Source organism: Chryseobacterium sp. HR92 (assembly GCF_045689405.1).
Classification (GTDB): domain Bacteria; phylum Bacteroidota; class Bacteroidia; order Flavobacteriales; family Weeksellaceae; genus Chryseobacterium; species Chryseobacterium viscerum_A.
The window spans coordinates 2,128,939-2,152,878 of record NZ_CP139139.1; the positions used below are offsets into that span (position 1 = coordinate 2,128,939).

Genomic DNA, 23,940 nt, shown 5'->3' on the forward strand with positions numbered 1-23,940 from the left:
TTGATTAGTAGTGTTTTGTGTATTTTCTTTTTCTTTCCCGAAAATCAGTTCGTTCAGATAATCCGGAACATTTAAGGATGTGTTTCATGATAGCTTTGTACCATAAAATTTAAAAATATGGATAGCAAGGAATCATATGCTGTAGTCACAGGAGCAAGCCAGGGACTGGGTAAATCATTTGCTGAAAATCTGGCCAGGAAAAAGATCAATGTTATTCTTGTAAGCCTTCCGGATCAGAAGCTCAAAGAGTTTTCTCAGGAACTGCAAGAGTTGTATGATGTAAAAGTTCACTACTATGAAACAGATCTTTCTGTTAATGACAATGTCATGAGGCTCACAGAATGGCTTAACCGTTCTTTTGAGATTCATATTCTGATTAACAATGCGGGGCTTGGGGGAACTAAAAAATTCACAGAAGCATCTCCGCATTATATCAATACCATTCTGCAGGTCAATGTAACGGCAACTTCTCTGATTACCCATCAGCTGCTTCCCAATCTTTTGAAACAGCCCAAAGCCTATATTTTAAATGTATCCAGTATGGCTGCCTTTTCTCCCATAGGTTTTAAAACCGTATATCCTGCTTCCAAAAGCTTTATCCATTCATTTTCCAGAGGACTGCATGAAGAGTTGAAAGATACCAATGTCTTTGTAAGCGTTGTGAATCCAGGTGCGATGAAAACTAATACAGATGTCTGTAAAAGAATAGAAAAACAAGGTTTTATAGGAAGATTGACACTTTTAAACCCAGATAAAGTAGCATCATACTGTATCCGTCAGCTGTTTAAAAAAGATTCCGTAATTATGGTGAACCCAATCAGCTGGCTGATGATGAAAATTTTACCCATATGGATCAAACTTCCGTTGATGACCCAGGCTATAAAAAGAGAGATCGAAGCATGAAAAAAGTATGTGTAACCGGAGCGACAGGGCTTCTGGGAACTAATGTTATTATTAAATTATTACAAAATGGTTATTCTGTTATTGCTCTGGTGCGCAAGAAAAGCGGCTGGCTGGGCGAAGAAAACGAGAATCTGAAACTAATGGAAGCAGATCTTTCATCCAATCTCTCATTATTACTCAAAGAAGTTGACTGTATCATTCATATTGCTGCGGAAACACGTCAGAATCTCATCCACTATGATGAATATAGAAAAGTGAATTATGAGACAACCGTAAATCTGTTTACTCATGCAGAATTAATGAATGTAAAAAAGTTTTTGTTTGTAAGTACGGCAAACACCTTAGGGCATGGGAATACGGCTTTTTGGGGAAGTGAAAAAGCTCCGCAGCGTTATCCTTTTACCCATTCATTGTATGCACAAAGTAAACTGGAAGCTGAAGATTATCTTTTAAAGAACCGTAAAAATACAGACGTTATTATTGTTAATCCAACATTTATGATTGGAGCCTATGACAGTAAACCGAGTTCCGGGAAAATTATCTTCTGGGCCTGGAAAAAGAAACTGATTTTCTATCCGAAAGGAGGGAAGAACTTTGTACATGCAGAAGATGCAGCCAACGGAATATTAAATGCTATTGAAAAAGGAAGAAATGGTGAAAAATATCTTTTAGCCAATGAAAACTTGAGCTATAAGGAATTTTTTAAGAAAGTAAACCGGATTACCGATCAGAATCCAATCATGGTGGCCATTCCAAACAGAGTTTTGAGTTTCTTTGGATTGATAGGTGATGGCTTGAGAAAATTAAACATAAAAACAAACCTCAGTACATCGAATATGAAGGCACTGCAGATCTGTAATTATTATTCCAATCAGAAATCAGTAGAAGAGTTGGGAATTCAATATCAACCCGTTGATAAAGCAATCAGAGATGCTCTTCAGTATTTTATTGAAAATCCCATTAATAATAAAAAAACCAGCCTTTAAAAGTAAAAGCTGGTTTTTTATCAAATTATCTTGTTATTTTTTGAGTTACATTTTTATTGGAAACAACGCAGGCTTTGCTGCAGTTATTTGCATTTGAAATATTAACCTGTACCAGTGCAGGCAATGACCTGTATTCTTCCTTATTATAAGGAGCTTCAGTACCATTGCTACCACCGCCTTTAATATCATATTGTATTTTGGCCACTCCTGTGAATCCTACCGCAGGTCTGAAAGAAAGCGCTCCGGTGGTAGGGAAATACGTCCATGTTCCTTGACTGTTAGTGTAAACACCACCAGTTATATTCGGAATAACAGCTCCATTGTTATCCAAAAAACGGAATGAATTAAAATCAAGGTTATTGTAGGAAAGTGTTGGCGGGTTTTGACCGTTTGCTGAAGAATAAGCCGCATCATTAAGCAAGGGGTAATAAATTGACTTTACCCCCGGGCATCCTGCAAACAAATCATCTGTTACTTCAGCTGCATAAGGTCTTGTAACCCCTAGGTTTCTTAATAAATGTATATTTTTAGCAGCTCCTGTAGAAGCCGCAAATCCAATTCTGAAAGTTGAAGGAGCTGAAGTATCCAGAGTTCTTACCGTACTGTTGGATATTGTAGTTTCTGTATATTTCAGAGAGGTTGGATAATAATAATTATCAATCACTGTTTCTTTTACCGTTCCGTGTTGTATTTCCAGGGTTATATTGTAACCACCAGCCGGATTGGGTACTAATGTAACATATGCTTTACGGAATCTTGCATCATTTTCATTGAGAGCAAAAGTAGTTCCCCCACTTTCAATGCTGAATTGCTGAAGAGTTGTATTTTTAATACCTATGTATTTTCCGGTTGCTGTATCCAGATAAGCAGATCTGTTATTGCTGGAAGGTAATGCATTAGTAGCTGTACTGTAAAGCAATGGATAACCATTGTATCCTGCAGGTTCAGCTGAAGAAAGGTATTGGTTTCCACGTTTACCTCTTAAAGAAACATTGCTTCGCCCATCGGCTAATCCTACGCCAAAAATTCCATTTCTGACTCTTTCACCCTGGTTAAAGCTGGTTTTAAAATTTCCGTATTCATCCAGACCTATCCCAAGATAGGCTCCTCTAAGCCCTTCTGTAGACTCACCTCCACGTACAAAGCTATAGCCTAATCCTCCACCAAAATATCCGAGATTAAGCTGTTCCTTAGGGATAGATCCGTCAACTAAGAATATAGAAATACCGTCTCCTCCGTTGGTGTTTCCCCCATAAATAGCAAATTCAAACTCGAATTTGATTCCCTGATCACTTTTGAATATTTTATCAGCAAGTATCACTCCTCCCGAAATATTATTTACACTTCGGGTAAGCCGTAATCCATCTGTAGTAAAAGTGGCGTCATTCTGGACTCCACTGGTTGCTACTTTATAGGCTTCCTGAGGCTGTAATCCCTGTGTGAAGTTTACAAAATAAGGATAGCCGGTTCCCTGTTCATTCTGTGCTTTACTATTCTGAGAGAAAATGCATAATAAAAAAATAAACAAAAGCCTTTTGTATTGTAAAACTGAGGTATTTTTTATCATCGCTCAGTTATTTAACAACAAAAACAATATTAATAAAAGAACAGTCTGTGGCTGCAGCTTTTACATCATACGTCATTACGCCATCATCAGAAATAGAAATATTACTGAATACATTAGGGTCAGCATCAGTCACATAATAGTAAAGATCTTTGCTTGACGGGAAAAAAGGAATCGCGGCTGGAGCGCTGGTACTTTTCGCTTTTGGAGAACCAAACTGAGTTTTATAGAGTGTATATAAATCTTTGGTTCGGCCGTTGGCATTGGTGGAAGTGTCAAAAGAAACACTCGGCATATAAAACATTTTTACTGCATTACTACTGATACAAAGCCAATCTGGTTTGGTAGGTGTTCCAATATTCTGGCTTAAACATTTCTTATCAGTATCATAAATAAGAAGTGAGTTGGCAGGATTGGAAATAGCATCTCTTTTTGCAGTAGTTAGTCTTGGTATCAGCATTCCTTTGTTTTGACTGTAAACATCCAGGATGGCGCTTTCGTCTGGCATTGATGTATTAATCCCTATCTGCGCATAAAAAGAAGAACTTACTAAAACGATTGGTAGAAATAATTTTTTAATCATGATGTTTCTAATAATTTTTAATCTGTGTATTGTATGTTTTTTTGTGTTGTGTTTTATGAAAATACTTTTCTGCCTGCTTAATTTACTGGAAATAAATACTCTTGCAATTCATTCAAACAATGAATTCAAACAATGAATTATACTATATAGAATAGTACGAGGAGACCTTAGGTTCCCAAAATAACAGATACAACAAATATGTGTCATAGAGATCCATCTATGCTTTATCTGAAAGAGCAAAAAAGAGAATTGAGTTTAAGTAGCCTTATTTATAATAAGCTTTTAGAATAGTAATAATCATAATCCTTTGTGTTTTTGCAAATATACGAATAATCTACTTATTATGTGTGTTTTATGAGATTAATTTTAATTTAACTTTATTTATTGGTTAAATCATTGCTTGTTGAATTATTTTATTTGCGAATATGGTAATATAAACAGATTATTTTTAACATTCAATCACTGTATTTTTTTTTAACATGCTGTTTTGTAAAAAAACATTCATGTTAAAAATACACTAAGCGATATGTTTGTGGACGTAATTATCTGAAAAAGAATTTATTTTGATAAATTGTTTAACGCATTTTCAAGCGATTTCAGAAAATTTACGTGTTTTGTTTTGTTACTTTCAAAAATGAAATCCTTCAGGCTCTTACTTTCATATTTGTCGAAATCTCCTACAATGGCCAGTGCAATACGATAGTTGGAGAATTTTTGGAGAATTTCACCTGCTATTTTTGTTTTTAAATCGAAAAATTCAGGAGTGATGTTTTTTTCATAAAGGATGACTTTATCAAAACCTTGATAATAAACATTCCCCATGAGATCCAGTCCGTCCTGTGCAGATTGGATAATAATATCATCAGCAATAACTTCTGCAATTTTTATCGTATTAATTTCGTGAGATTGAATAGTCATTTTCTTTATTGAATTGTTTTTTTAATATCATTTAAAAAGTTCCCCAAAGGAAATGTTTCCCCTTGATTGGTAAGTGCTATAATACAGCTGTTGTGCTGAAGGTCTCTCCAGAATAAAGCTTTGAAGCCATTCAGCCCCCCTGTATGCATTGCAGTTTTTCCACCCTTTTCATTTTCTGTAAACCAGGCAAATCCGTAGTTTGAAATCTGACCGCCTGATAGTTTTGCAGGAGTATACATAAGAACTGTATTTTCTTTACTGATCAGGGTATAATTCCGCAGGGCCTGATCAAATTTATACAGATCTCCGGGAGTAGAATAGATTCCGCCGTCCCCCGTTGTTAAGATTGAATAATCATCAGGTTTCTTCTGTTCATTATACCCTAATGCTTTATTTTGAATAGTTGTAGAAGATTCATATACATAAGTATGGGGCATCTTCAAAGGGGTGATAATCTGTTCATTGATCAAAGCACCATAAGATTTTCTAGAAACCTTTTCAATAATCTGAGAAAGAATGATATATCCGCTGTTGCTGTATTTAAATCTGCTGTCTGGCTCGAAATCAAGATTTTTAAGACTAAACAGCCATTCAATCACTTCCTGATTAGTCAATCCTTTTTTCGAAAATAAATTCTCATAGTCTCTGATTCCCGATGTATGATGCAAAAGCTGTCTGATAGTGATGTTTTTAGCATATTCAGGAAGTTCAATGAACTGAGAAGCCTTATCATCTAGCCTCAGCAGACCTTTTTGCTCTAAAATTATAATCGCTGCAGCAGTAAAAGATTTGCTGAGAGAAGCAATATAAAAAGAGGTGTTTTTATCAGATTGGAGCCCTTTTTCAATATTACGGAATCCCAGAGCTGTATCACATACAACCCGGCCGTTTTTCACGATCAGAACAGAGCCGCTAAATTCTCCTTTCCTGTAGTATTCATTCACAATATCCTGTGGATGCTGTTTGCAGGATGCTAATTGTAGAATCAGCGAAATACCTATGAAGGTATTCCAAATCAAAGTTTTCATAAGTTAGGTGTCTGGAAACAAAATTACTTATTTCCTTCCGTAAATAAACCTGTCATTTTCAGATAAATCCTTCAATAATTGAACATTAGAGAAATATTGATACAGTTCCAGGGTTTCCGGGCCTAATTTCTGATTGATTTCTAAGAACAAAAGTCCATTTTCATTCAGGCACCTTTTAGCATCTTCTGCTATTTTTTTGTAAAAGATCAATGCATCGGCAGTAGGGGAGAAAAGGGCCATTTTAGGCTCAAATTCTTTCACAGAGTCTGCAATTTCAATCTCTTCCTCAATGCCTATATAAGGAGGATTTGAAATAATGATATCATAGCTTTCCATCAGCTCAGAATTGAGATAATCAGCATGAATGAAGTGTATTTCCAGCTGATGATAATCTGCATTTCTTTGGGCGGTCTTCAATGCTTTTTCAGAAAAATCTACTGATGAGACTTCAGCTCCAGGAAAATGTTTCTTTAAAACCAAAGGAATCACGCCACTTCCTGTTCCGATATCCAGAATTTTTAAACCTTGAACCTTAAACTTTAAACTTTGAATCTCTCTGATGGCAATCTCAAGCAGCTCTTCCGTTTCAGGGCGGGGAATCAGTACATTTTCATCTACAAAGAACTTCATGCCATAAAATTCAGTTTCACCAAGAATCTGCTGATAAGGTCTTCCGGTTTTGAGTTCTGAAATCAGGTGGTCAAGTTTTTCTTCATCATCTGTCAGAAGTTCCTGTTCAGAAAATCTTCTTTGCTGAAAATGATCGAAACCTACTATCTGATGGATGAATAGAGAAGATAAAAAGACACTTTCCGATTCAGTATAAAGATCGGAAAGTTCTGTTTTGAAATATTTTTTAAATGCTGAAATTGTCATTTATCTTGTAAAAACCAGTTTAGTATCCGTAGACTTTTCTTCATCAATTCTGTAACCTTCATAGTTGAACGCTTTTACATCTTCAAGTGTCTTGGCGTTAGTCTCAGCACAGAATCTTACCACAAGACCTCTTGCATGCTTGGTGTACACAACAATAGTTTTCAGTTTTCCGTCTTTTAATTCATAAAAATCAAAATCGATCACTTTATGGTTCAGTTTTTTTCTGTCGATTACTTTCCCGTATTCATTGCTGGCAAGGTGAAGAAGTATTTCTCCTTTTTTCATTTCAGAATTCAATTGTTCTGTAATCTTTTCTCTCCAGAATCCATACAGGTTTTTGTATTGTTCAAACTCAAAAGGACGCCCCATTTCAAGTCTGTAAAGCATTACTTTATCAGATGGTTTCAGCAGGCCGTAAAGTCCGGAAAGCATTCTGTAGTTTTTCTGCAGGTAGTCTACAGCATTTTTATCCAGAGTTTTGGCATCCAGTCCTCTATACACTTCTCCTGTAAAAGCAAACATGGCCGGAGCAGATTCCTTTGCAGTAGGTTTGGATTTCCATTTTTGATTTCTTTCCCAGTTTTCATCAGCCAGTTTGGGTGATATTTCCATCAGTTCGGAAAGATATTTTGGAGATTTTTCTTTTAAATAAGACTGTATAAATGCTGCTTCTTCAATGAATCTGGGAGTAGAAGATTTCAACAGGTCTGTTGAGTTTTCCACGTTCATTAATTTTGCAGGAGATGTTATAATTTTCATAATGTTAAAATACAGATAAATGTTTAATATTCATAAAGTTCAGAGCCATCAGAGAAATAAAATCAATCATAAAATGGCAGATGATCAGAATTTTAATATTTGAATAGCGTTTATAAAACAGGGCAAAAACAATTCCAATAAAGAAAGGTCCGAGAACCTGGCCTATGGTACCGTATGTGCTGTGCAGAATTCCAAATAAAACGGCTGAAATAATAATTCCTGCAGTTGGATTATTATAGATTTTTTCAATCCTGGGCTGTATATAACCGCGCATCAGGAACTCTTCTACAATAGCAGCTGTAAGGCACATGAAAATAATTAAAAAGTAATTATTTTTAAAAATAGGTACAAGGTTAAGAAGTTTATCACTTATTTTTTCAGGGATAAAAAAAAGGATTATTGCATTCAGAATTGTTCCACCAATCATGCAGATAAAATATAAGCTCAAAACAGCCTTACTATAAAACAGGATAGAATACGAAGTTTCTTTTTTTAGTAAAAATGAACCTTTTTCAACTAATATATTGTACAGAAATATAATGATCAAAACGATCCAGATCACAATCCTACTGAGAAAAAAGCTGTCTGCAGTAATTCCTCTTATTCCTGTAATCAGAGTGATAACCGGGAAAGAATAAAGCATTGCTGCAACCAAAAGCACGAAAGTGAGTAAAATTCCTATAGAATATTTCCCATTAATTCCCATAACCCAAATAACCGTAAACCTTGAACTTTATATTTTGAATTAAATAATTCCTTTTCCCTGACGGATAATCTCCGGTTCTCCGGAAGTAAGGTCTACAATAGTGGATGCCACATTATCTCCATATCCAGAATCAATCACAATATCTACCAGATGGTCATATTTCTCTGCGATCAGCTCCGGATCGGTAGAATATTCAATGATTTCATCATCATCTTTAATGGAAGTGGAAGCAATAGGGTGTCCTAATTTTTCAACGATCAGCTGAGGAATCGGGTGATCCGGAACACGGATACCAATTGTTTTATGACCTTTATACGCCAAAGGCAAACTTTTGTTCGCTTCAAGGATAAAAGTAAATGGTCCGGGAAGATGACTTTTCAGAAATCTGAAAACTGAAGTGTCAATAGGTCTTGTAAAGTCGGAAAGATGGCTGAGATCATTACAGATAATCGAGAATTTTGACTTCTCAAGCTTCATTTTTTTGAGCTGAGCCAGTTTTTCCATGGCTTTTATATCAAAAATATTACAGCCTAAAGCATATATCGTATCAGAAGGATAGATAATCAGCCCGCCATTATTTAATGTTTTAATAACCTCATTCACAAGATTTTCCTGTGGGTTGTCTGGATAAATTTTTAATATTTTTGCCATAAAACAAAGATACAAATAATAAAATAGTTTTCATAAAAGTCCTTTATTTAAAAGAAAAATTAGGATTTGTGAAAAATATTCGTACCTTTGCAATCCAATATCGCGGGATGGAGCAGTAGGTAGCTCGTCGGGCTCATAACCCGAAGGTCATCGGTTCGAGTCCGGTTCCCGCTACTAAGTAAGTGTTTTCGGTAAACACTCTAAAAATACACCGCGGGATGGAGCAGTAGGTAGCTCGTCGGGCTCATAACCCGAAGGTCATCGGTTCGAGTCCGGTTCCCGCTACTAAGCAAGTGCTTTCGGTAAGCACTCTAAAAATACACCGCGGGATGGAGCAGTAGGTAGCTCGTCGGGCTCATAACCCGAAGGTCATCGGTTCGAGTCCGGTTCCCGCTACTAAGCAAGTGCTTTCGGTAAGCACTCTAAAAATACACCGCGGGATGGAGCAGTAGGTAGCTCGTCGGGCTCATAACCCGAAGGTCATCGGTTCGAGTCCGGTTCCCGCTACTAAGCAAGTGCTTTCGGTAAGCACTCTAAAAATACACCGCGGGATGGAGCAGTAGGTAGCTCGTCGGGCTCATAACCCGAAGGTCATCGGTTCGAGTCCGGTTCCCGCTACTAAACGAGAGAAGCAATACTATTGCTTCTCTTTTTTATTTTCACTGACTGCAGACAAAGTATAGTTCGCAAGAAATTTGAATTACCTTGACATCAATATTCCCTCCTTCCATTTTTTATATGCTTCTTTCATACAATGTCCACAGGGGCGGTAATTGTTTTGTAATGCCTCTTTTTCATCCTTAAAGAAAATTCTGTTTTCTAGTTTCATTCTTTTTCCTGAACTACAACCAAGCAATCCATAAATCTTCAGTTTCATATTTCCCCCGAAACGAATGTCTCTGTTATGGATTTTGCTTCTAAGGTTTTCAGTTGATATCTGAGAATGCTGAATCATGATGTATATGTTTGAGTAAAATTTAATAATCAATTGGTTGCATCATGGAAAATAATTCCCAAAGCATATCGGTTTCCTGTCTGAACTTCACTTATTCCATGCTTCATATTGACTCTGTAGTATCCTTTGGTTCCTTTTTCGGGCTTAAATTGAGTAGTGAAAATGAGTACATCTCCTTTTTTAGGTTTTAAAACAATAGCTTTTGACTGTGCCCTCGGGATTTGCTGAGTGAGTACAAACTCTCCACCTGTAAAGTCTTTGTCAGGTTCGCTGAGCATTAATACGATTTGGATAGGAAAATACATATCACCATATAAATCCTGGTGTAAAGTATTAAAACCACCTTCTTTATATTTCAAAATTAAAACAGTAGCTTTTTGCTGGCCATTAGTATGACATTGTTGTAAAAATTCCTGATGATCTAAGGGAAATTGAGTGTCAATATGTAGGGCTTTAAACCAAGAGTTGGCAATAGGAGCCAGATATGGATAAATACCTGTTCGTATGGTCTGAATAATTTCATGCAGCGGATAATCAAAATATTTATATTCACCAAGGCCAAAACGATGTCTGGCCATGATAACCGTTTTTCGGTAAAGAGCGGAATTGTCATAGTTTGATTTTAATATTTCGCATTCGTCCTCTGATAGCAGATTAGAAATTACTGCATATCCGTTTTCATGCATTGTTTCCGTAAGGTGCTGCCAATCTGAATTTTTGATTTTATGGATGATGTCTGTCATTGGTTTTATTTTATACTACAAAAATCCGAAGTTGTTCAGAATAAGAAAATCCGAAACATGCGGTATTATCTTCAGAATGAATCTTCTGGACTATTAGTATAATATTAATCTGGATTATGTGACTGGTCCTGTTTAAGGCTACTTTTGTGCTGTTAATAAATAAGTATAACTATGAATTACATTATTAAAAAGGCTAGCCTTGAGGATCTTGATGAAACGGCAGAATTATTCAGCCTTTACCGTGTTTTTTACAGACAGGAACCAGATATTGAAAAAGGAAAAGCTTTTCTCAAAGAACGGTTTTTAAACAGTGAATCAGATATCTTTCTTGTGATGGCTGAAGGAAGAGCTGTAGGATTTGTTCAGCTTTATAAGCTGTTTCATTATACCAAACTACAGAAGCAATGGCTGCTAAGCGATCTGTTTGTTCATCCGGATTACAGAGGGAAAGGTCTTTCTGTAGCATTAATTGACCGCAGTAAACAATGGTGCGAAGAAACAGGAGCATGCGGATTGATGCTTGAAACAGAAAAAACAAATGACATTGGAAATACGTTGTACCCGCGTTGTGGATTTGAGTATGATGGGTTGCACAATTACTATCATTGGTGGAAATAGGCGCAAAAGCGAAGGGTAATTTTTGGCTGTAGGCCGGGAGTGGGAAACATTCAGCTTCTTTTCTTAAAAGTAGTATTAGTTCTACAGTTGTGCACGTTTAATTCTACAGGCATTTTGTTAACAGAAGAGGCCATAGTACTATTTTTGTAAAGCTCTTACAGATCATGGGTAGGACAGTTGATCTGTAGAGTGTATGCAAAAAAATCTCTGCCTCATTTTCTACTTTTTCCCCAAGGGTTTTATGATTAGTACCACAAAACTGCTTTTTCCGGCGGAGATTTTTTGCTTTTAAATAAAAAGAGAACTGCAATTGCAGTTCTCTTTTTTATGTTTTTAATATGTTTTAGATATTATTGTGCCAGTTGAGCGTAAGGAGTAAGCTTGTTGTCATCAGACATTGTCTGTCCCAAAAAGTCTCTTTTCTGATCCGCCTTCATTCTTCCTGCAGCATCGTTGGCATTGAAGTAAGCTTCGCTCAATTTTGTAGCAATATCAGCAGGTTTGAAATCAAATTTAGTATCACCTTCTACACCCAGATATCCGTTCTTTCTTGTAAGGTTGGTAATATAATTGTTGTAGTTGATCATTGTACCTCTTAGCATATTGTTATGGTATTCCATACATTTCTTAGCTTTTTTAGAAGAATTATTCAGGATACAGTTTTTCATATTGTTTCTGTATAAAAACCACTCAGATTCCAAAATACCATATTCTTTACCTAAAGCAATTTTCCCGTTATTCACAATATTATTATCCCCTTCTTTTGTGGAGATCGTCTGAAGATGCTGAATAACCAATGGAACGGTAGCTTCGATTTTTGATTTTGTATCCTTTAATATGCTGAGATCAGCAGCAGGAGAACCCTTCTTTTGTGCTGTAGTAACGTTAAAAATAAGCAGTAATAGTACAATCAATAAATTATATCTTTTCATGAGAAATTTTTAAAGCACTAAAATAAATATAATTTCCCGTTTAAAACAAATCCATTTTAATTTTATTTAATAAAATTTAACAAGTTTTAAGAATTTATACTTGAAATGAATCTTTTTCTGTGGATTAAGCAGATGAAGATTTCACTCCTTTAAAAATTTAATATATTTTAACTAATTTTATATCATTGATTTTCAAATGATTATGTTTTTACTTATGTTTATCACTAAAAAAATAGTTGTTTGGTTCATTTTTATTTCTACATTTGTATAACTAATTTCTTAGTGATATAAAATTGGATGACTTATATCACGATAATTGACAAATAAGCAGGATATGAAAATTCAGACTTTAACAAAAGCAGAGGAGCAGGTAATGCAGTATTTATGGAAAATAGAAAAAGGATTCCTAAAGGATGTTCTTGATCTTTTTCCGGACCCTAAACCGCATACCAATACGGTTTCTACCATTTTAAAAGTATTGAAAGACAAAGAATTTGTAGACTATCGTGTACACGGAAGACAGCATGAGTATTTTCCGCTTGTTTCAAAAGAACAGTACTCAGGGAAAACTATGAAAAGTCTTGTGAAAAACTATTTTAAAGGCTCCTACAAAAGTGCCGTTTCATTTCTGGTAGAAAAAAACGAAATGACTGTAGAAGATCTTGAGATGTTATTGGATGAACTTAAAAAGAAAGACTAGTACCTATACCTATGGAAACAATACTTTTATACTTTGGGAAAACAATTTTATGTTCGGGTGTAACATTCTTGTACTATCAGTTGTCTTTAAAAGACAAGACATTCCATCATTATAACAGATTTTATCTGTTGGCCGCAATCATGATATCACTTTTGCTGCCACTCATCACAGTAGATGATTTTACGATAGAGGTAAATAATGATATGTATATGCTTCTTGACAAGATTCAGAATTTTAACACACAAAAAAACATAGACAATGGTAACCTTTATTTTAACATTATTTTTTCAGCTCTGGGACTGGTTTCTCTCTATTTTTTAGGGAAACTTATCTATGGGATTTTCAAAATCCAGCAGTTTAAAAAACAGTTTCAGAAAGAAAGTTTTGACGGGATCAACTTTTACCGTACAGACCTTAGTGAAGCTCCGTTTTCATACTTTAAAAACCTTTTCTGGAAGAATGCCATCACATTGCATTCTGATATCGGAAAACAGATTTTAAAGCATGAGATGGTACATATTGAACAGAAACATTCCTTTGATAAAATTTTTATTGAGATTATTACTTCTGTTTTCTGGTTCAATCCGTTTTTTCATATCATCAAAAAAGAAATTAATCTCATCCACGAGTACCTGGCTGATAAAAAAGCCGTACAACAATCGGACACCAAAGCATTTGCGCAGATGCTTTTAGCAAGCTACTTTTCCGGAACACAGTTGCCTGCTGCCAGTCCGTTTCTAAGTTCAAACCTTAAAAAAAGACTTAAAATGTTACAAAAACCAAAAACCAAGTTCGGATATGCGCGAAGAATTCTTGCATTGCCGGTGTTATTTACCGTAGCTTTTGCTTATCTGGTAAATGCGAAGAACAAAGAAATTGAAGAAACCAATCTTTCCATTAAAGAAGCGGTTTCGGAAATTAAAAAAGATACGGTAAGACCTGAAAAATCTGTTCAGGGAAAAATTACAGATCAGAAACCTCTCTCTCCGGAAGATGATACAAAATTGGCTGAGCTTGAGAATAAGATAAAAGAAAAAGAGAAAGAACTGAAAGGGTTGGATCCGGAAAGTGATCTCTTCAGTGATAAAATTGAAGAAATAAGCAATCTGGCGTCAGAGATAGGAGAAATTGCCTCAAAAGTTGAAGTTGATCAGTATTTCAATTCTGCGGAATGGAAAAATCAGATGAAGGAGCTTGAGAATATGGAACCTCTTAGTAAAAAAGAGCTTCGTAAAATAGAAAGGGCTGCAAAAAAAGCGGGAAGAGAGGCTGCAAAAATAGGAAAAATAGTACTTCCTCCAGTACCGCCTGAAGCGCCAAAAGCACCGAAAATAGCCTATTTTAAAACAAATAGAATTGTTAATTATAAAGATTTAAGCGCTCAGGAAAAAGAAGAAGTACGTAAAGCAATGGCTGAAGCTAAAAAAGCACTGAAAGAAGCCGCTAAAGCCAGAGTAGAAGGAGAAAAAGCAAGAATGGAAGGCGACAGAGCCAGAGCAGAAGGAGAAAGAATCAGAATTGATGGAGACAGAATCCGAAGAGACGTTGAAAAAGCCCGTGCGGAAGCTGAAAAAAGATCAATTAATTTTAAAGACAGAACTTTTGTTAAAATTAGCAGTGGTTCACCAGATGTTATCGTAATGAATGCTGATTTTATCAAAAAAGACGGCAACGGAAATATCGCAATGAACGGGGTGAAAAATTTTAGCATCAGTGGTACTGATGATGCAAAATACAAGTATTATATTGATGGGAGAGAAGTTTCTAAAGATGATGTAAATTCATTAGATACAAATAAGATCTCGAAAGTCAATGTAAATACTCAGAAAAAAGGTGATTTTAAGCAGGGAGAAGTAAGAATCGAGACAAAGAAATAAAGTTCCATCAGGCTTTGTCAATATCAGTTTGGCAAAGCCTTTTTATTAAAATAGATTATGGGAAAAAAATATTTGATTTTATTAGCATTTTTAAGCGTGACTGTGAATGCACAGGTGAACAGATTCTTTTATGACTATAAATATATTTCTGATTCTACCAATAAAGCAGACGTGAAAAGCGATGTTATGCTTTTGGATATTGATAAAAATGGATCCAAATATTACAGCCGCGAAAAGTTTGTTTCTGATTCAACAATGAAAGCTGATATTGCCAAGCAGATGAAAGGAGGATTCGGAGGCAGTATTAACATCAAGAGAAATATAAAGCCGGGAACAACTTTTTCAACGGTCACAAAGAAATACCCGGATTATAGGGTTTCATTTTCTGAAAACATTGGAAATACAACGTATAAAATGCCGGAAGACCAAAAACCTGAATGGAAAATTCTTCCCGAAAAACAAAAAATTGGAGAGTATAATACCCAGAAAGCCACCACAAATTACGGAGGAAGAAGCTGGATTGCATGGTTTTCTACAGATATCCCGTTTCAGGATGGTCCTTATAAATTTTATGGACTTCCAGGGCTTATCGTTAAAATTGAAGATAAAACAGGATCCCATATCATGACTTTAATCGGTAACAAGAAAACGGAAGCTGCATCAGAAGAAGATGTCCAAATACCGGGTCTTACTACCATTGGCTTAGGAGGAAAAGAAATAGAGATCAACAAAAAGCAGTTTAAAAAAGCATGGAAAGATTATCTTACTGATCCTACAAAAGATATGAAACAAACCATGAGTACTCTTCCTGCAGGAGCTGTGGTACAGATGAAAAATCAGGACGGAAAAAGTATTGATGTCAATGAAATGTACAGGAATATCGAAAAAAGGGCAAAAGAAGACCAGTTAAAAAATAACAATAAAATAGAACCGGAGCTTTATAAGTAGCAGTTTCTATTGAATTAAATGCAGTAAGGTTATCATAATCTTACTGTATTTTTTTTGTATTATGTATCTTTATCCGGGACTTAAAATTCCATATTATGACAGAAAAGGAAAAGTGTGCAGCAGGACTTTTATACAATGCTAATTATGACAATGAGCTGATTCAGGAACGTATTGCCTGCAAAGATCTGTGCCAGGAATATAACGGATTGAAAAACTCAGATGCAGAAAGGAGATATGAACTGCTCGGGAGAATAATTGGAAATATAAAAGAAAATATCTGTATAGAGCCTAATTTCTGGTGTGATTACGGATACAATATCAAAGCAGGAGAGAACTTCTATGCCAATCATAACCTTGTTATTTTAGATTGTGCCAGAGTAGAATTTGGTGATAATGTCTTTATAGGTCCCAATTGTAGTTTTTATACAGCAGGCCATCCGCTTGATGCTAAACAAAGAAACGAAGGTCTTGAATATGCGCATCCGATCAAAGTAGGAGATAATGTTTGGCTGGGCGGAAATGTTGTTGTGCTTCCCGGAGTTTCTATCGGAAATAACTCGGTGATTGGTGCAGGAAGTGTTGTTACAAAAGATATTCCGGATGATGTAGTTGCAGTGGGAAATCCGTGTAAAGTTGTTAAAAAAATTACAGAACAGAATTAAAAAACTATATCCAACTAACCATGAGAAAACTGATCATTTTATTGAGTCTTATTTTGGCTGTAACCACTTGTGCCCAGAATCAAAGATTTATGTATGAATACAAATATACCCTGGATTCTACGGCTAAAGATAAACCGGAAGTTGAAATTATGCTTTTAGATGTTGCATCAAAAGGTTCAAAATTTTACAGTAAAGATTCTTTTGAGTCAGATTCCCTTATGACATCTGCTATGGAAAAACAGCTGCAGATGGGAGTTAAAGAATTAGATTTTTCAGGGATCAAATTCAAAGGTAAAATAAACTATAGTGTTGAAAAAATGTATCCGGATTATGCAGTGAATTTTTTCAATAATCTTGCTGCTGATGAATATATGATACAGGATGGCAGAAAACAAGAATGGAAAATATATTCAGATAAAGCAGAGATTGGTGGATTTAAAGTACAAAAAGCAATATGTAATTTCGCCGGAAGAAAATGGACAGCCTGGTTTACAACAGATCTCCCCATTCAAGATGGTCCATATAAATTTCATGGACTTCCAGGATTAATTGTAAAGCTTGAAGACGCTTCCCATACCCATTCATTTGAATTAAAAGGAAATAAAAAACTTCCTGAAGGCTATGAATGGAAAAGTACCAAAGAAAAAGAACGATTTAATGCTCTCGTTACAGTGAATGAAACAAAATATAAAAAAGCTTTTAAAGACTACCTTGCCGATCCTATGAAAAGTGAAAAACAGATGCTGGCTCAGGGCATTGAAATGCAGGAAATAGATGAGTCAGGGAAATTGATTCCTGCAGATAAAGCACAAAAAGAGAAAGAAATAAAAAGGAAGAATGATCTGAAAAAGCAAAATAATATTCTTGAGCTGGATCTGCTGAAATAAAAATAAAATCCCGAAACATTGTTCCGGGATTTTTTATATCTGAATAAGAATCAGTTATTATGCTAATTTCTGAGAATCTGCAATGAACTGAGCCAATCCGCTGTCTGTAAGTGGGTGCTTTAGTAAGCTCAAGATCGGAGGCAGTGGAGATGTAATAACATCCGCTCCGATTTTAGCACAGTCAATGATATGCATTGAGTGACGGATAGAAGCTGCTAAAATTTCAGTTTCAAACATATAATTATCGAAAATCAATCTGATTTCCTGAATAAGGTTAAGACCGTCTGTAGAAATGTCATCCAATCTTCCTAAGAATGGAGATACATAAGTAGCTCCTGCTTTTGCTGCCAAAAGTGCCTGGCCTGCAGAGAAGATCAATGTACAGTTAGTTTTGATTCCTTTATCAGAAAAATATTTTAAAGCTTTGATTCCGTCTTTAATCATTGGAATCTTTACAACGATATTAGGGTGAATAGCAGCCAACTCGTCTCCTTCTTTAATCATTTCTTCATACGTTGTAGAAAGAACTTCCGCAGAAATATCTCCGTCTACAAGTTCGCAGATCGTTTTGTAATGGTTTTTGATTGCTTCAGCCCCCTGGATACCTTCCTTTGCCATTAACGAAGGATTGGTTGTTACACCATCTAAAATTCCAAGATCTCTCGCTTCCTTGATTTGCTCTAAATTAGCTGTGTCAATAAAAAATTTCATTTTGTTAAATAGATTTATTGATACAAAGATAGGGAATTAATTGGGTTCTGGGATATGAATTTTGAGTTACGGGGTGGTAGAGTTTGAGGGTTTGAGAGTGATAGAGTGAGAGGGGGCATTGAGGGTGAGAGAGTGGGAGCGTTATAGAGGATGAAAAAAATAAATTTTATGCTGATCTTAAACCAAATAGTTAATTTTGTACTAACACCTAACACCTAACACCTAACACCTAACACCTAACACCTAATATATTCTCCATGAAAAGCAACAGTTTTACAGCCACATTGGAAATCATCGGGATTAATCCTTTTGTATTTGTTCCGGAAGAGATTTTGGAGAGGATTTTTGATGAATCAGGAAGAAATAAAAGTCCGATTCCGGTAAAAGGAACAGTGAACGGAAAGGAATTTAAACAAAACCTGATGAAATATCTGGGAGAATGGAGGCTGTATGTCAACCTCATAATGTTGAAAAATTCCCCGAAGAGAATTGGAGAAATTATTGACGTTGTATTGGAATATGATGATTCAGACAGAAGTATTTCTATTCATCCCCATCTGGAAAAAGCAATTAAAGAAAGTCCTCTGGCAACAGAAAATTTCGAAAATCTGATTCCTTCAAGAAGGCTCGAACTGGTTCGCTATATCAACAATTTAAAAACCGAAGCCAGCATCCAGCGGAATATTGAGAAAATCATCAGGCATTTGCATGGTGAAACAGATTTTTTTGGAAAGATGATTGAATAAAGAAGAAGAGTTAGAGTAAATAGTATTATTCAGTATTTTTCAAGGAAGTGCATTCTCCATAAAGCTTTTTCAGCGACAATGTTGCATTTCTTAGCTCCCTTAAAATAAATGGTAAATAAATCTTTGCGTTAAATTAAGTTAGATATAAACAAAAAATGCCGGAAAATTTTTCCGGCATTTTCTTTTTTTACTAAGAATTTAAAGCTTTGCTAAGCTTCACGGCGTCCTGATTGCTAGGGTCATACTGTAAAGATTTGGCAATATGTTCTTTCGCCTTATTAGGATCTGTCTGTTGTTCTGCAAAGGCAATATAGAAATAGGCATAGGCCAGATTTTTCTTATTTTGCTCTACCTCTTCCGGTTTTACGGTTGCAATATACTTTTCATAAGCCAGTTTTGCATTGGCATCATCTTTTGCAGACTGATAAGCATAAGCCTGACTGTAATATGATGGAGCCCAGTCCGGTAATAAAGCAGAGATTTTCTTCCAGGTATCGATGGCATTCGGCCAGTCTGATGCTTCCTGATAAGCTGCTGCTAATTTTGCTAAGGATTCAGTATCCTTTGGATTGGCCTCAATCTGTTTTTTAAGACCATCAATTGTTGGATTGCTTGTTTGACTCGTTGCTGCCGAAGTTTCCGGTTGAGTCGTTTGCGCGTTTACAAGACTTACACTTCCTGCCAGTATCAAACCTAAAAATAGATTTCTACTATTAATTGTACTCATTTTCATAATCTTATATTTTAAATTCGGAAATCTAAAATTCAATAATAATTCCATAAAATCTTAAATTTTAGAAGCTTTAAGGTTTTTTAGAAAATATTAACGGGAAACGTGTTTTTTTTAGTTTAATTTTTGATTCGTTCATCTTTGAGGTTATCTTTGTCATTCATTTTTTATTAATACATATAATTTCGTGGTATGAATATCATATTAGCTTCAACATCCACTCTTTTTGGTGGAGAATATCTGGAATACTTAAGAGAAGAATTAATCCAACTCTATAAAGGAGTTGACGAAATTGTGTTTATTCCTTTCGCAAGACCAGGCGGAATTTCTCATGATGATTATACAGCAAAAGCACGTTCTTTCTTTGAAACCATTGATATAAAAGTAAAAGGACTTCATGAATTTGAAGATAAAAAAGAAGCCATTCATCAGGCAAAAGGATACTTTACCGGTGGTGGAAATACCTTTTTATTGGTTAAAACATTACATGAAGAAGGGTTGATGTCTGTTTTAAAAGAAAATGTATCAGGAGGAAAAGCATATCTTGGATGCAGTGCAGGAAGTAATATTGGAGGTCAGAATATGAAAACGACGAATGACATGCCGATCGTATATCCTCCAAGTTTTGACTGTATGGGGCTGGTTCCTTTCAATATCAATCCGCACTATCTTGATCCTAACCCGGATTTGAAGCATAATGGAGAAACCAGAGAAACCCGTATTCAGGAGTTCCTTACCCAAAACGATATTAAAGTAGTAGGCCTTAGAGAAGGAAACTGGATCAGAAGAACAGCAGATTCAATTACAGTAGAAGGAAGTGAACTGACAAGAATTTTTGAGAAAGGTAAAGAACCTTACGAAATAGAAGCAGGAAGTACTCTTTAATGAACAAAGAAGAAATTAATCATTTTGTAGAACGTAATCTGACCAATTTTTCAGTAAACAGTACCGGATGGGATAGCCTGATCCGGAAACTGCTCTTTGAATTTGCCATTGCAGGCTGGAATAGGGAACACCGTGTTTTTGGAAAGGAAAAATTCGGTGGGTTGAGGTGCTACACGTATTCTGAGGATGAAGCACTTAATAACAAGCTTAAAATTATCAAAGACAAATATTCAGAATTATCTGTGAAGACTTGTGAAATCTGTGGGAGTGAAGGTAAAATAAGAACAATAGGTTCCTGGCAGACAACATTATGCTTGAGCCATTTTCTGGAACAGCAGCCTGTTATTGAAATTAATAACAAACAGAATATCAGAAGAAATAATAACACAGTTCTGAATATTAAAAATATTATCAAAGCCGAGGTTGAATATGACCTTCAGAAATTATGTCTTTATACTAATCAAGAAGAAGAATTTTATTTTTCATGGCAGGAGCCTAATTATTATCTGCTTTTAAAAACAATTCCTCTTTCGTTTTTTCCGGAAGACAGAAGAAGTGAAATTTCAACATTATTTCAAGACTTACAGGATTGCGAAATATGTGGATATAAGGCTGTGCATCAAAGAAATTGTCTGCGTTGTCATAATGAGTCGTGGAATGATTCCGGATATTTTATTGAAGATTACGGAGAAAAATCAAACTATATAAAAGAATGTCAGATGGACATTTTCATAGATGAAGATGACTACGAGAAATATTTTAAACATGACCGGTCGTTTGAAAAATCTCCTGACCATCAGATTCTTTTCAGTTCCGATGACCTCAGAGAATATGAAAAGTTTTTATTTTAACTATATTTGATTAGAATTTTAAACAATAAAAAAGGTTCATATACGGGTTGTGAACTGTATATGAATATTTGATTTAGACCCAAATAAACAATTTAATGAAAAAAACATTTGCTGTTCTCACACTCTCTGTACAGATGGTTGCTGCGCAGAATATTGCACAGAAACTAGATAAAGTAACTAAGGATCTTATGGATTCTTCAGGAACGGTTTCTTCCAGCTTATCATTTTATGTTTCAGATGAAAATGGCAACTTCATATACGAGTATCAGGGAAGTAAAGGGCTTTCTACTGCTTCTACACAGAAAATTTTTACCGCTGGTGCCGCACTGGAAACTTTAGGTAAAAATTATACTTTTACAACCACTTCAAGCTATTCCGGAAACATATCCGGAGGAACGCTGAACGGAAACCTTTTCATCAGTTCCAATGGTGATCCTACCCTGGGAAGCTGGAGGTATGATTCCTATAAACCTGAAAATTTTAAAAAGAAGCTGATTGAGGCAATTAAAAATTCAGGAATTACAAAAATATCAGGAGATCTGGTGATTGATGATTCTTATTTTGACCATCAGACGATTCCCGGAGGCTGGCCGTGGGATGATCTTGGAAATTATTACGGAGCGGGTGTCTGGGGAATCAACTGGAAAGAAAACCAGTTTGACATCAATATTAACGGAACAGATTTTAAAAACTTTTCTTATCCTTTGGAAGGAGTGAAATGGCTGAATGATCTGAAAGCTGGTGGCAGTTCTGATCAGAGTCTTATCTTCACCGCACCTCATTCTGATGTAGCGTTAATTAACGGGATGCTTCCAGCAGGAAAAACGGTTACAGTTTCCGGTTCTACTCCTAATCCACCTTTACAGCTGGCAGCAGAAGTAAAGCAATGGCTGAAAGAATCGGGAATTGAGATTTCAGGAAAAGCAATTACAAATTCACAGCTTGAAATAGAAGGAAAGCAGGTATTGGAAGCACCCAAAAATAATATTCTTTTGACTTATCAGTCTCCGACTCTGGATAAGATTGTCTATTGGTTTTTAAGGAAAAGCATCAATCTGTATGGAGAAACATTGATTAAGACCTTAGGAAAAGAGAAAAAAGGAAATCCAAGTTTTAAAAGCGGGGTAACCTATCTGAAAGAATTCTGGAAATCAAAAGGAATCAATCCTAATATGATCAATTTCGCAGACGGAAGCGGACTTTCACCACAAAATTATGTGGCGGCAAAAGCTGAAGTACAGGCACTTTTATATGCTAAAAAACAATCCTGGTTTGAAGCGTACTATGATGGATTCCCGGTACAGGAAAATGGAATGAAGATGAAAAGCGGAACGATGAGAGATACCAAATCTTTTGCAGGATACCACACCGCAAAAGATGGCAAAAAGTATGTATTTTCGATCATTATCAACAACTACCAAGGAAGTGGAAATGCAGAACTACAGAAAATTCTGAATGTTTTAAAATAAAATAACTTTGAGAAAATCCATACTTACCAGATTGAATAACTGGATTATTTTTGTTGTCATGACTATTTTGGTTATTGCTATTGTAGTGGCTTCAACATCACTCATTAATTTTCTCAGAAAAGAGGAGATCAAAAGGATCAGTCTTCTTTCCAAAGCGATAAGAATACAGCAGGAGGTAAAGACTCCGGATACGGATGTTCTGGATCTGCTGCCCGATATCCTTAATATCAATAATACCATTCCTTTCATTGTAACAGATAAGTACAAAAACCCGATTCTTGATCTCGGATACTACAGAAATATCCCTGAAGCTACCATAAAAAATCCTGAAAAACTTCAGGACGTGATCCGGAATATGGAGAAAAATTATGATCCTATTGAGATCAAAGTACCGGATGGAAATAATCAGTTTGTCTACTATGACAACTCACGTATGCTTAATAATCTTCGGTATTCGCCTTATATTTTAGGATTGTTTATCTTACTGTATTTTGGTTTTTCTTTCTGGTTTTTCAGGACAATCAAAAAGACGGATGAGGGATATCTTTGGGCAGGTCTGGCTAAAGAAACGGCTCATCAGATCGGAACCCCTCTATCTTCCATGATTGGGTGGATGGAAATTATGAAGCTGGATAATCCCGAATCGGAAGGGGTGCATGAAATAGAAAAAGACATCGAAAGACTCAGGACGATCTCAGAACGATTCTCAAAAATAGGTTCTGTTCCTGAACTGAATGACAGAAATTTCAATGAAACGATTCAGGAGAATTATGATTATTTAAAAACTAGAATTTCCAGAAAAATCAATTTTACACTGAATCTTCCTACTTACACAGTTTTGGTTCCACATAATAAAATTCTGATGAGCTGGGTGATTGAAAATCTGGTAAAAAATGCTGTGGATGCCATGAAAGGAGAAGGAGCTATTACAATGTCTGTTTTTGAAAGGAACAAAAATATTCTGATCGAAGTGAAAGACAATGGAAGCGGAATGACAAAGCAGCAGGCAAGGAATGCATTCAATCCCGGATATTCTACTAAAAAAAGAGGCTGGGGATTAGGACTGTCATTGGCGAGAAGAGTAATTCATGAATATCATAACGGAGATATCAAAATTTCCCAGACTGAAGTAGGAAAAGGAAGTACCTTTAGAATAACAATCAGAAAGGGGGATTGATTCTCGTTGAAATTAAGACAAATGGGAAACCTAACAGGTTTTCAAAACCTGTTAGGTTTGTACCAAGTAATCTTA

General features: G+C 35.6%; 26 protein-coding genes and 5 tRNA genes. 18 read left to right on the forward strand and 13 right to left on the reverse strand.

The genetic code is table 11. The features are described 5' to 3' along the window. Positions 1-117 precede the first annotated feature (117 nt). Positions 118-903, forward strand: a complete 786-nt coding sequence (locus SFA27_RS09485) for an SDR family NAD(P)-dependent oxidoreductase (RefSeq protein WP_047377459.1) — start codon at positions 118-120, stop codon at positions 901-903. Beyond that, positions 900-1,889, forward strand: a complete 990-nt coding sequence (locus SFA27_RS09490; protein ID WP_407297903.1) for an NAD-dependent epimerase/dehydratase family protein — start codon at positions 900-902, stop codon at positions 1,887-1,889. The genes SFA27_RS09485 and SFA27_RS09490 overlap by 4 nt, the downstream gene beginning before the upstream one ends. A gap of 25 nt (positions 1,890-1,914) precedes the next feature. Here the strand turns inward: SFA27_RS09490 and SFA27_RS09495 are convergent, their stop codons facing one another. The 8 genes from SFA27_RS09495 to SFA27_RS09530 form a co-directional block, all read right to left on the reverse strand. Continuing rightward, complete coding sequence (locus SFA27_RS09495) at positions 1,915-3,456, reverse strand: lectin-like domain-containing protein (RefSeq protein WP_407297904.1); 1,542 nt, start codon at positions 3,454-3,456, stop codon at positions 1,915-1,917. Between the two features lie 7 nt (positions 3,457-3,463). Further along, positions 3,464-4,036: a hypothetical protein gene (locus SFA27_RS09500; protein ID WP_047377457.1), complete on the reverse strand. Its 573-nt coding sequence runs from the start codon at positions 4,034-4,036 to the stop codon at positions 3,464-3,466. A gap of 558 nt (positions 4,037-4,594) precedes the next feature. Beyond that, the gene (locus tag SFA27_RS09505; RefSeq protein ID WP_047377456.1) at positions 4,595-4,954 is read right to left on the reverse strand and encodes a DUF4180 domain-containing protein; all 360 of its coding nucleotides are present in this window, start codon (positions 4,952-4,954) and stop codon (positions 4,595-4,597) included. 5 nt (positions 4,955-4,959) lie between these two features. After that, complete coding sequence (locus SFA27_RS09510) at positions 4,960-5,982, reverse strand: serine hydrolase domain-containing protein (protein WP_407297905.1); 1,023 nt, start codon at positions 5,980-5,982, stop codon at positions 4,960-4,962. Between the two features lie 27 nt (positions 5,983-6,009). Continuing rightward, positions 6,010-6,858, reverse strand: coding sequence for a peptide chain release factor N(5)-glutamine methyltransferase (gene prmC / locus SFA27_RS09515; RefSeq protein WP_407297906.1), 849 nt, complete (start codon positions 6,856-6,858; stop codon positions 6,010-6,012). Continuing rightward, positions 6,859-7,617, reverse strand: coding sequence for a peroxide stress protein YaaA (gene yaaA / locus SFA27_RS09520; RefSeq protein WP_149832477.1), 759 nt, complete (start codon positions 7,615-7,617; stop codon positions 6,859-6,861). Positions 7,618-7,621: 4 nt separating this feature from the next. Next, positions 7,622-8,323, reverse strand: coding sequence for a CPBP family intramembrane glutamic endopeptidase (locus SFA27_RS09525; protein ID WP_407297907.1), 702 nt, complete (start codon positions 8,321-8,323; stop codon positions 7,622-7,624). Between the two features lie 39 nt (positions 8,324-8,362). Further along, the gene (locus SFA27_RS09530) at positions 8,363-8,974 is read right to left on the reverse strand and encodes an L-threonylcarbamoyladenylate synthase (RefSeq protein WP_034696488.1); all 612 of its coding nucleotides are present in this window, start codon (positions 8,972-8,974) and stop codon (positions 8,363-8,365) included. A gap of 101 nt (positions 8,975-9,075) precedes the next feature. Here SFA27_RS09530 and SFA27_RS09535 point away from each other — a divergent pair. From SFA27_RS09535 to SFA27_RS09555, 5 genes are all read left to right on the forward strand, one after another. After that, positions 9,076-9,148, forward strand: a tRNA-Met gene (locus SFA27_RS09535). Between the two features lie 38 nt (positions 9,149-9,186). Beyond that, positions 9,187-9,259 (forward strand) — tRNA-Met (locus SFA27_RS09540). A gap of 38 nt (positions 9,260-9,297) precedes the next feature. Continuing rightward, positions 9,298-9,370 (forward strand) — tRNA-Met (locus tag SFA27_RS09545). 38 nt (positions 9,371-9,408) lie between these two features. Then, a tRNA-Met gene (locus SFA27_RS09550) sits at positions 9,409-9,481 on the forward strand. A 38-nt stretch (positions 9,482-9,519) separates the two neighbouring features. Beyond that, positions 9,520-9,592 (forward strand) — tRNA-Met (locus tag SFA27_RS09555). An 82-nt stretch (positions 9,593-9,674) separates the two neighbouring features. On the opposite strand, the gene SFA27_RS09560 is transcribed toward SFA27_RS09555, so the two are convergent. Further along, complete coding sequence (locus SFA27_RS09560) at positions 9,675-9,929, reverse strand: Ada metal-binding domain-containing protein (protein ID WP_047374224.1); 255 nt, start codon at positions 9,927-9,929, stop codon at positions 9,675-9,677. A 29-nt stretch (positions 9,930-9,958) separates the two neighbouring features. Further along, on the reverse strand, positions 9,959-10,672 hold the full coding sequence (locus SFA27_RS09565; RefSeq protein WP_264517735.1) for a 2OG-Fe(II) oxygenase: 714 nt from the start codon (positions 10,670-10,672) through the stop codon (positions 9,959-9,961). 171 nt (positions 10,673-10,843) lie between these two features. On the opposite strand from SFA27_RS09565, the gene SFA27_RS09570 reads away from it, so the two are divergent. After that, the gene (locus SFA27_RS09570; RefSeq protein ID WP_407297908.1) at positions 10,844-11,290 is read left to right on the forward strand and encodes a GNAT family N-acetyltransferase; all 447 of its coding nucleotides are present in this window, start codon (positions 10,844-10,846) and stop codon (positions 11,288-11,290) included. Between the two features lie 350 nt (positions 11,291-11,640). On the opposite strand, the gene SFA27_RS09575 is transcribed toward SFA27_RS09570, so the two are convergent. Further along, a complete protein-coding gene (locus SFA27_RS09575) occupies positions 11,641-12,222 on the reverse strand; it encodes a hypothetical protein (protein WP_264517737.1) in 582 nt (193 codons plus the stop codon). A gap of 334 nt (positions 12,223-12,556) precedes the next feature. Between SFA27_RS09575 and SFA27_RS09580 the strand changes: the two genes are divergently transcribed. From SFA27_RS09580 to SFA27_RS09600, 5 genes are all read left to right on the forward strand, one after another. After that, positions 12,557-12,922, forward strand: coding sequence for a BlaI/MecI/CopY family transcriptional regulator (locus tag SFA27_RS09580; protein WP_047374233.1), 366 nt, complete (start codon positions 12,557-12,559; stop codon positions 12,920-12,922). Between the two features lie 11 nt (positions 12,923-12,933). Beyond that, entirely contained in the window at positions 12,934-14,799 is a 1,866-nt protein-coding gene (locus SFA27_RS09585; RefSeq protein ID WP_407297909.1) for a M56 family metallopeptidase, read from the forward strand. Between the two features lie 57 nt (positions 14,800-14,856). Beyond that, the gene (locus SFA27_RS09590) at positions 14,857-15,747 is read left to right on the forward strand and encodes a GLPGLI family protein (protein WP_264517739.1); all 891 of its coding nucleotides are present in this window, start codon (positions 14,857-14,859) and stop codon (positions 15,745-15,747) included. Between the two features lie 95 nt (positions 15,748-15,842). Next, a complete protein-coding gene (locus tag SFA27_RS09595; protein ID WP_407297910.1) occupies positions 15,843-16,409 on the forward strand; it encodes a sugar O-acetyltransferase in 567 nt (188 codons plus the stop codon). Positions 16,410-16,429: 20 nt separating this feature from the next. Next, positions 16,430-17,296: a GLPGLI family protein gene (locus tag SFA27_RS09600; RefSeq protein WP_047374242.1), complete on the forward strand. Its 867-nt coding sequence runs from the start codon at positions 16,430-16,432 to the stop codon at positions 17,294-17,296. Positions 17,297-17,353: 57 nt separating this feature from the next. On the opposite strand, the gene fsa is transcribed toward SFA27_RS09600, so the two are convergent. Then, positions 17,354-18,007: a fructose-6-phosphate aldolase gene (gene fsa, locus SFA27_RS09605; RefSeq protein WP_047374243.1), complete on the reverse strand. Its 654-nt coding sequence runs from the start codon at positions 18,005-18,007 to the stop codon at positions 17,354-17,356. A gap of 257 nt (positions 18,008-18,264) precedes the next feature. Here fsa and SFA27_RS09610 point away from each other — a divergent pair, with 257 nt between their 5' ends. Next, a complete protein-coding gene (locus SFA27_RS09610) occupies positions 18,265-18,753 on the forward strand; it encodes a YdeI/OmpD-associated family protein (protein WP_047374244.1) in 489 nt (162 codons plus the stop codon). 190 nt (positions 18,754-18,943) lie between these two features. On the opposite strand, the gene SFA27_RS09615 is transcribed toward SFA27_RS09610, so the two are convergent. Continuing rightward, positions 18,944-19,480 (reverse strand): hypothetical protein, encoded by a 537-nt coding sequence (locus SFA27_RS09615; RefSeq protein ID WP_264517741.1) that lies wholly within the window; start codon positions 19,478-19,480, stop codon positions 18,944-18,946. 195 nt (positions 19,481-19,675) lie between these two features. On the opposite strand from SFA27_RS09615, the gene pepE reads away from it, so the two are divergent. The 4 genes from pepE to SFA27_RS09635 all read left to right on the forward strand — a co-directional run bounded on the left by pepE (position 19,676) and on the right by SFA27_RS09635 (position 23,865). Further along, a complete protein-coding gene (pepE, locus tag SFA27_RS09620) occupies positions 19,676-20,368 on the forward strand; it encodes a dipeptidase PepE (protein WP_407297911.1) in 693 nt (230 codons plus the stop codon). After that, the gene (locus SFA27_RS09625) at positions 20,368-21,219 is read left to right on the forward strand and encodes a hypothetical protein (protein ID WP_407297912.1); all 852 of its coding nucleotides are present in this window, start codon (positions 20,368-20,370) and stop codon (positions 21,217-21,219) included. The genes pepE and SFA27_RS09625 overlap by 1 nt, the downstream gene beginning before the upstream one ends. A 95-nt stretch (positions 21,220-21,314) precedes the next feature. Further along, entirely contained in the window at positions 21,315-22,688 is a 1,374-nt protein-coding gene (gene dacB / locus SFA27_RS09630; protein WP_407297913.1) for a D-alanyl-D-alanine carboxypeptidase/D-alanyl-D-alanine-endopeptidase, read from the forward strand. Between the two features lie 7 nt (positions 22,689-22,695). Next, entirely contained in the window at positions 22,696-23,865 is a 1,170-nt protein-coding gene (locus tag SFA27_RS09635; protein WP_047374256.1) for a HAMP domain-containing sensor histidine kinase, read from the forward strand. The last annotated feature ends 75 nt before the right edge of the window (positions 23,866-23,940 follow it).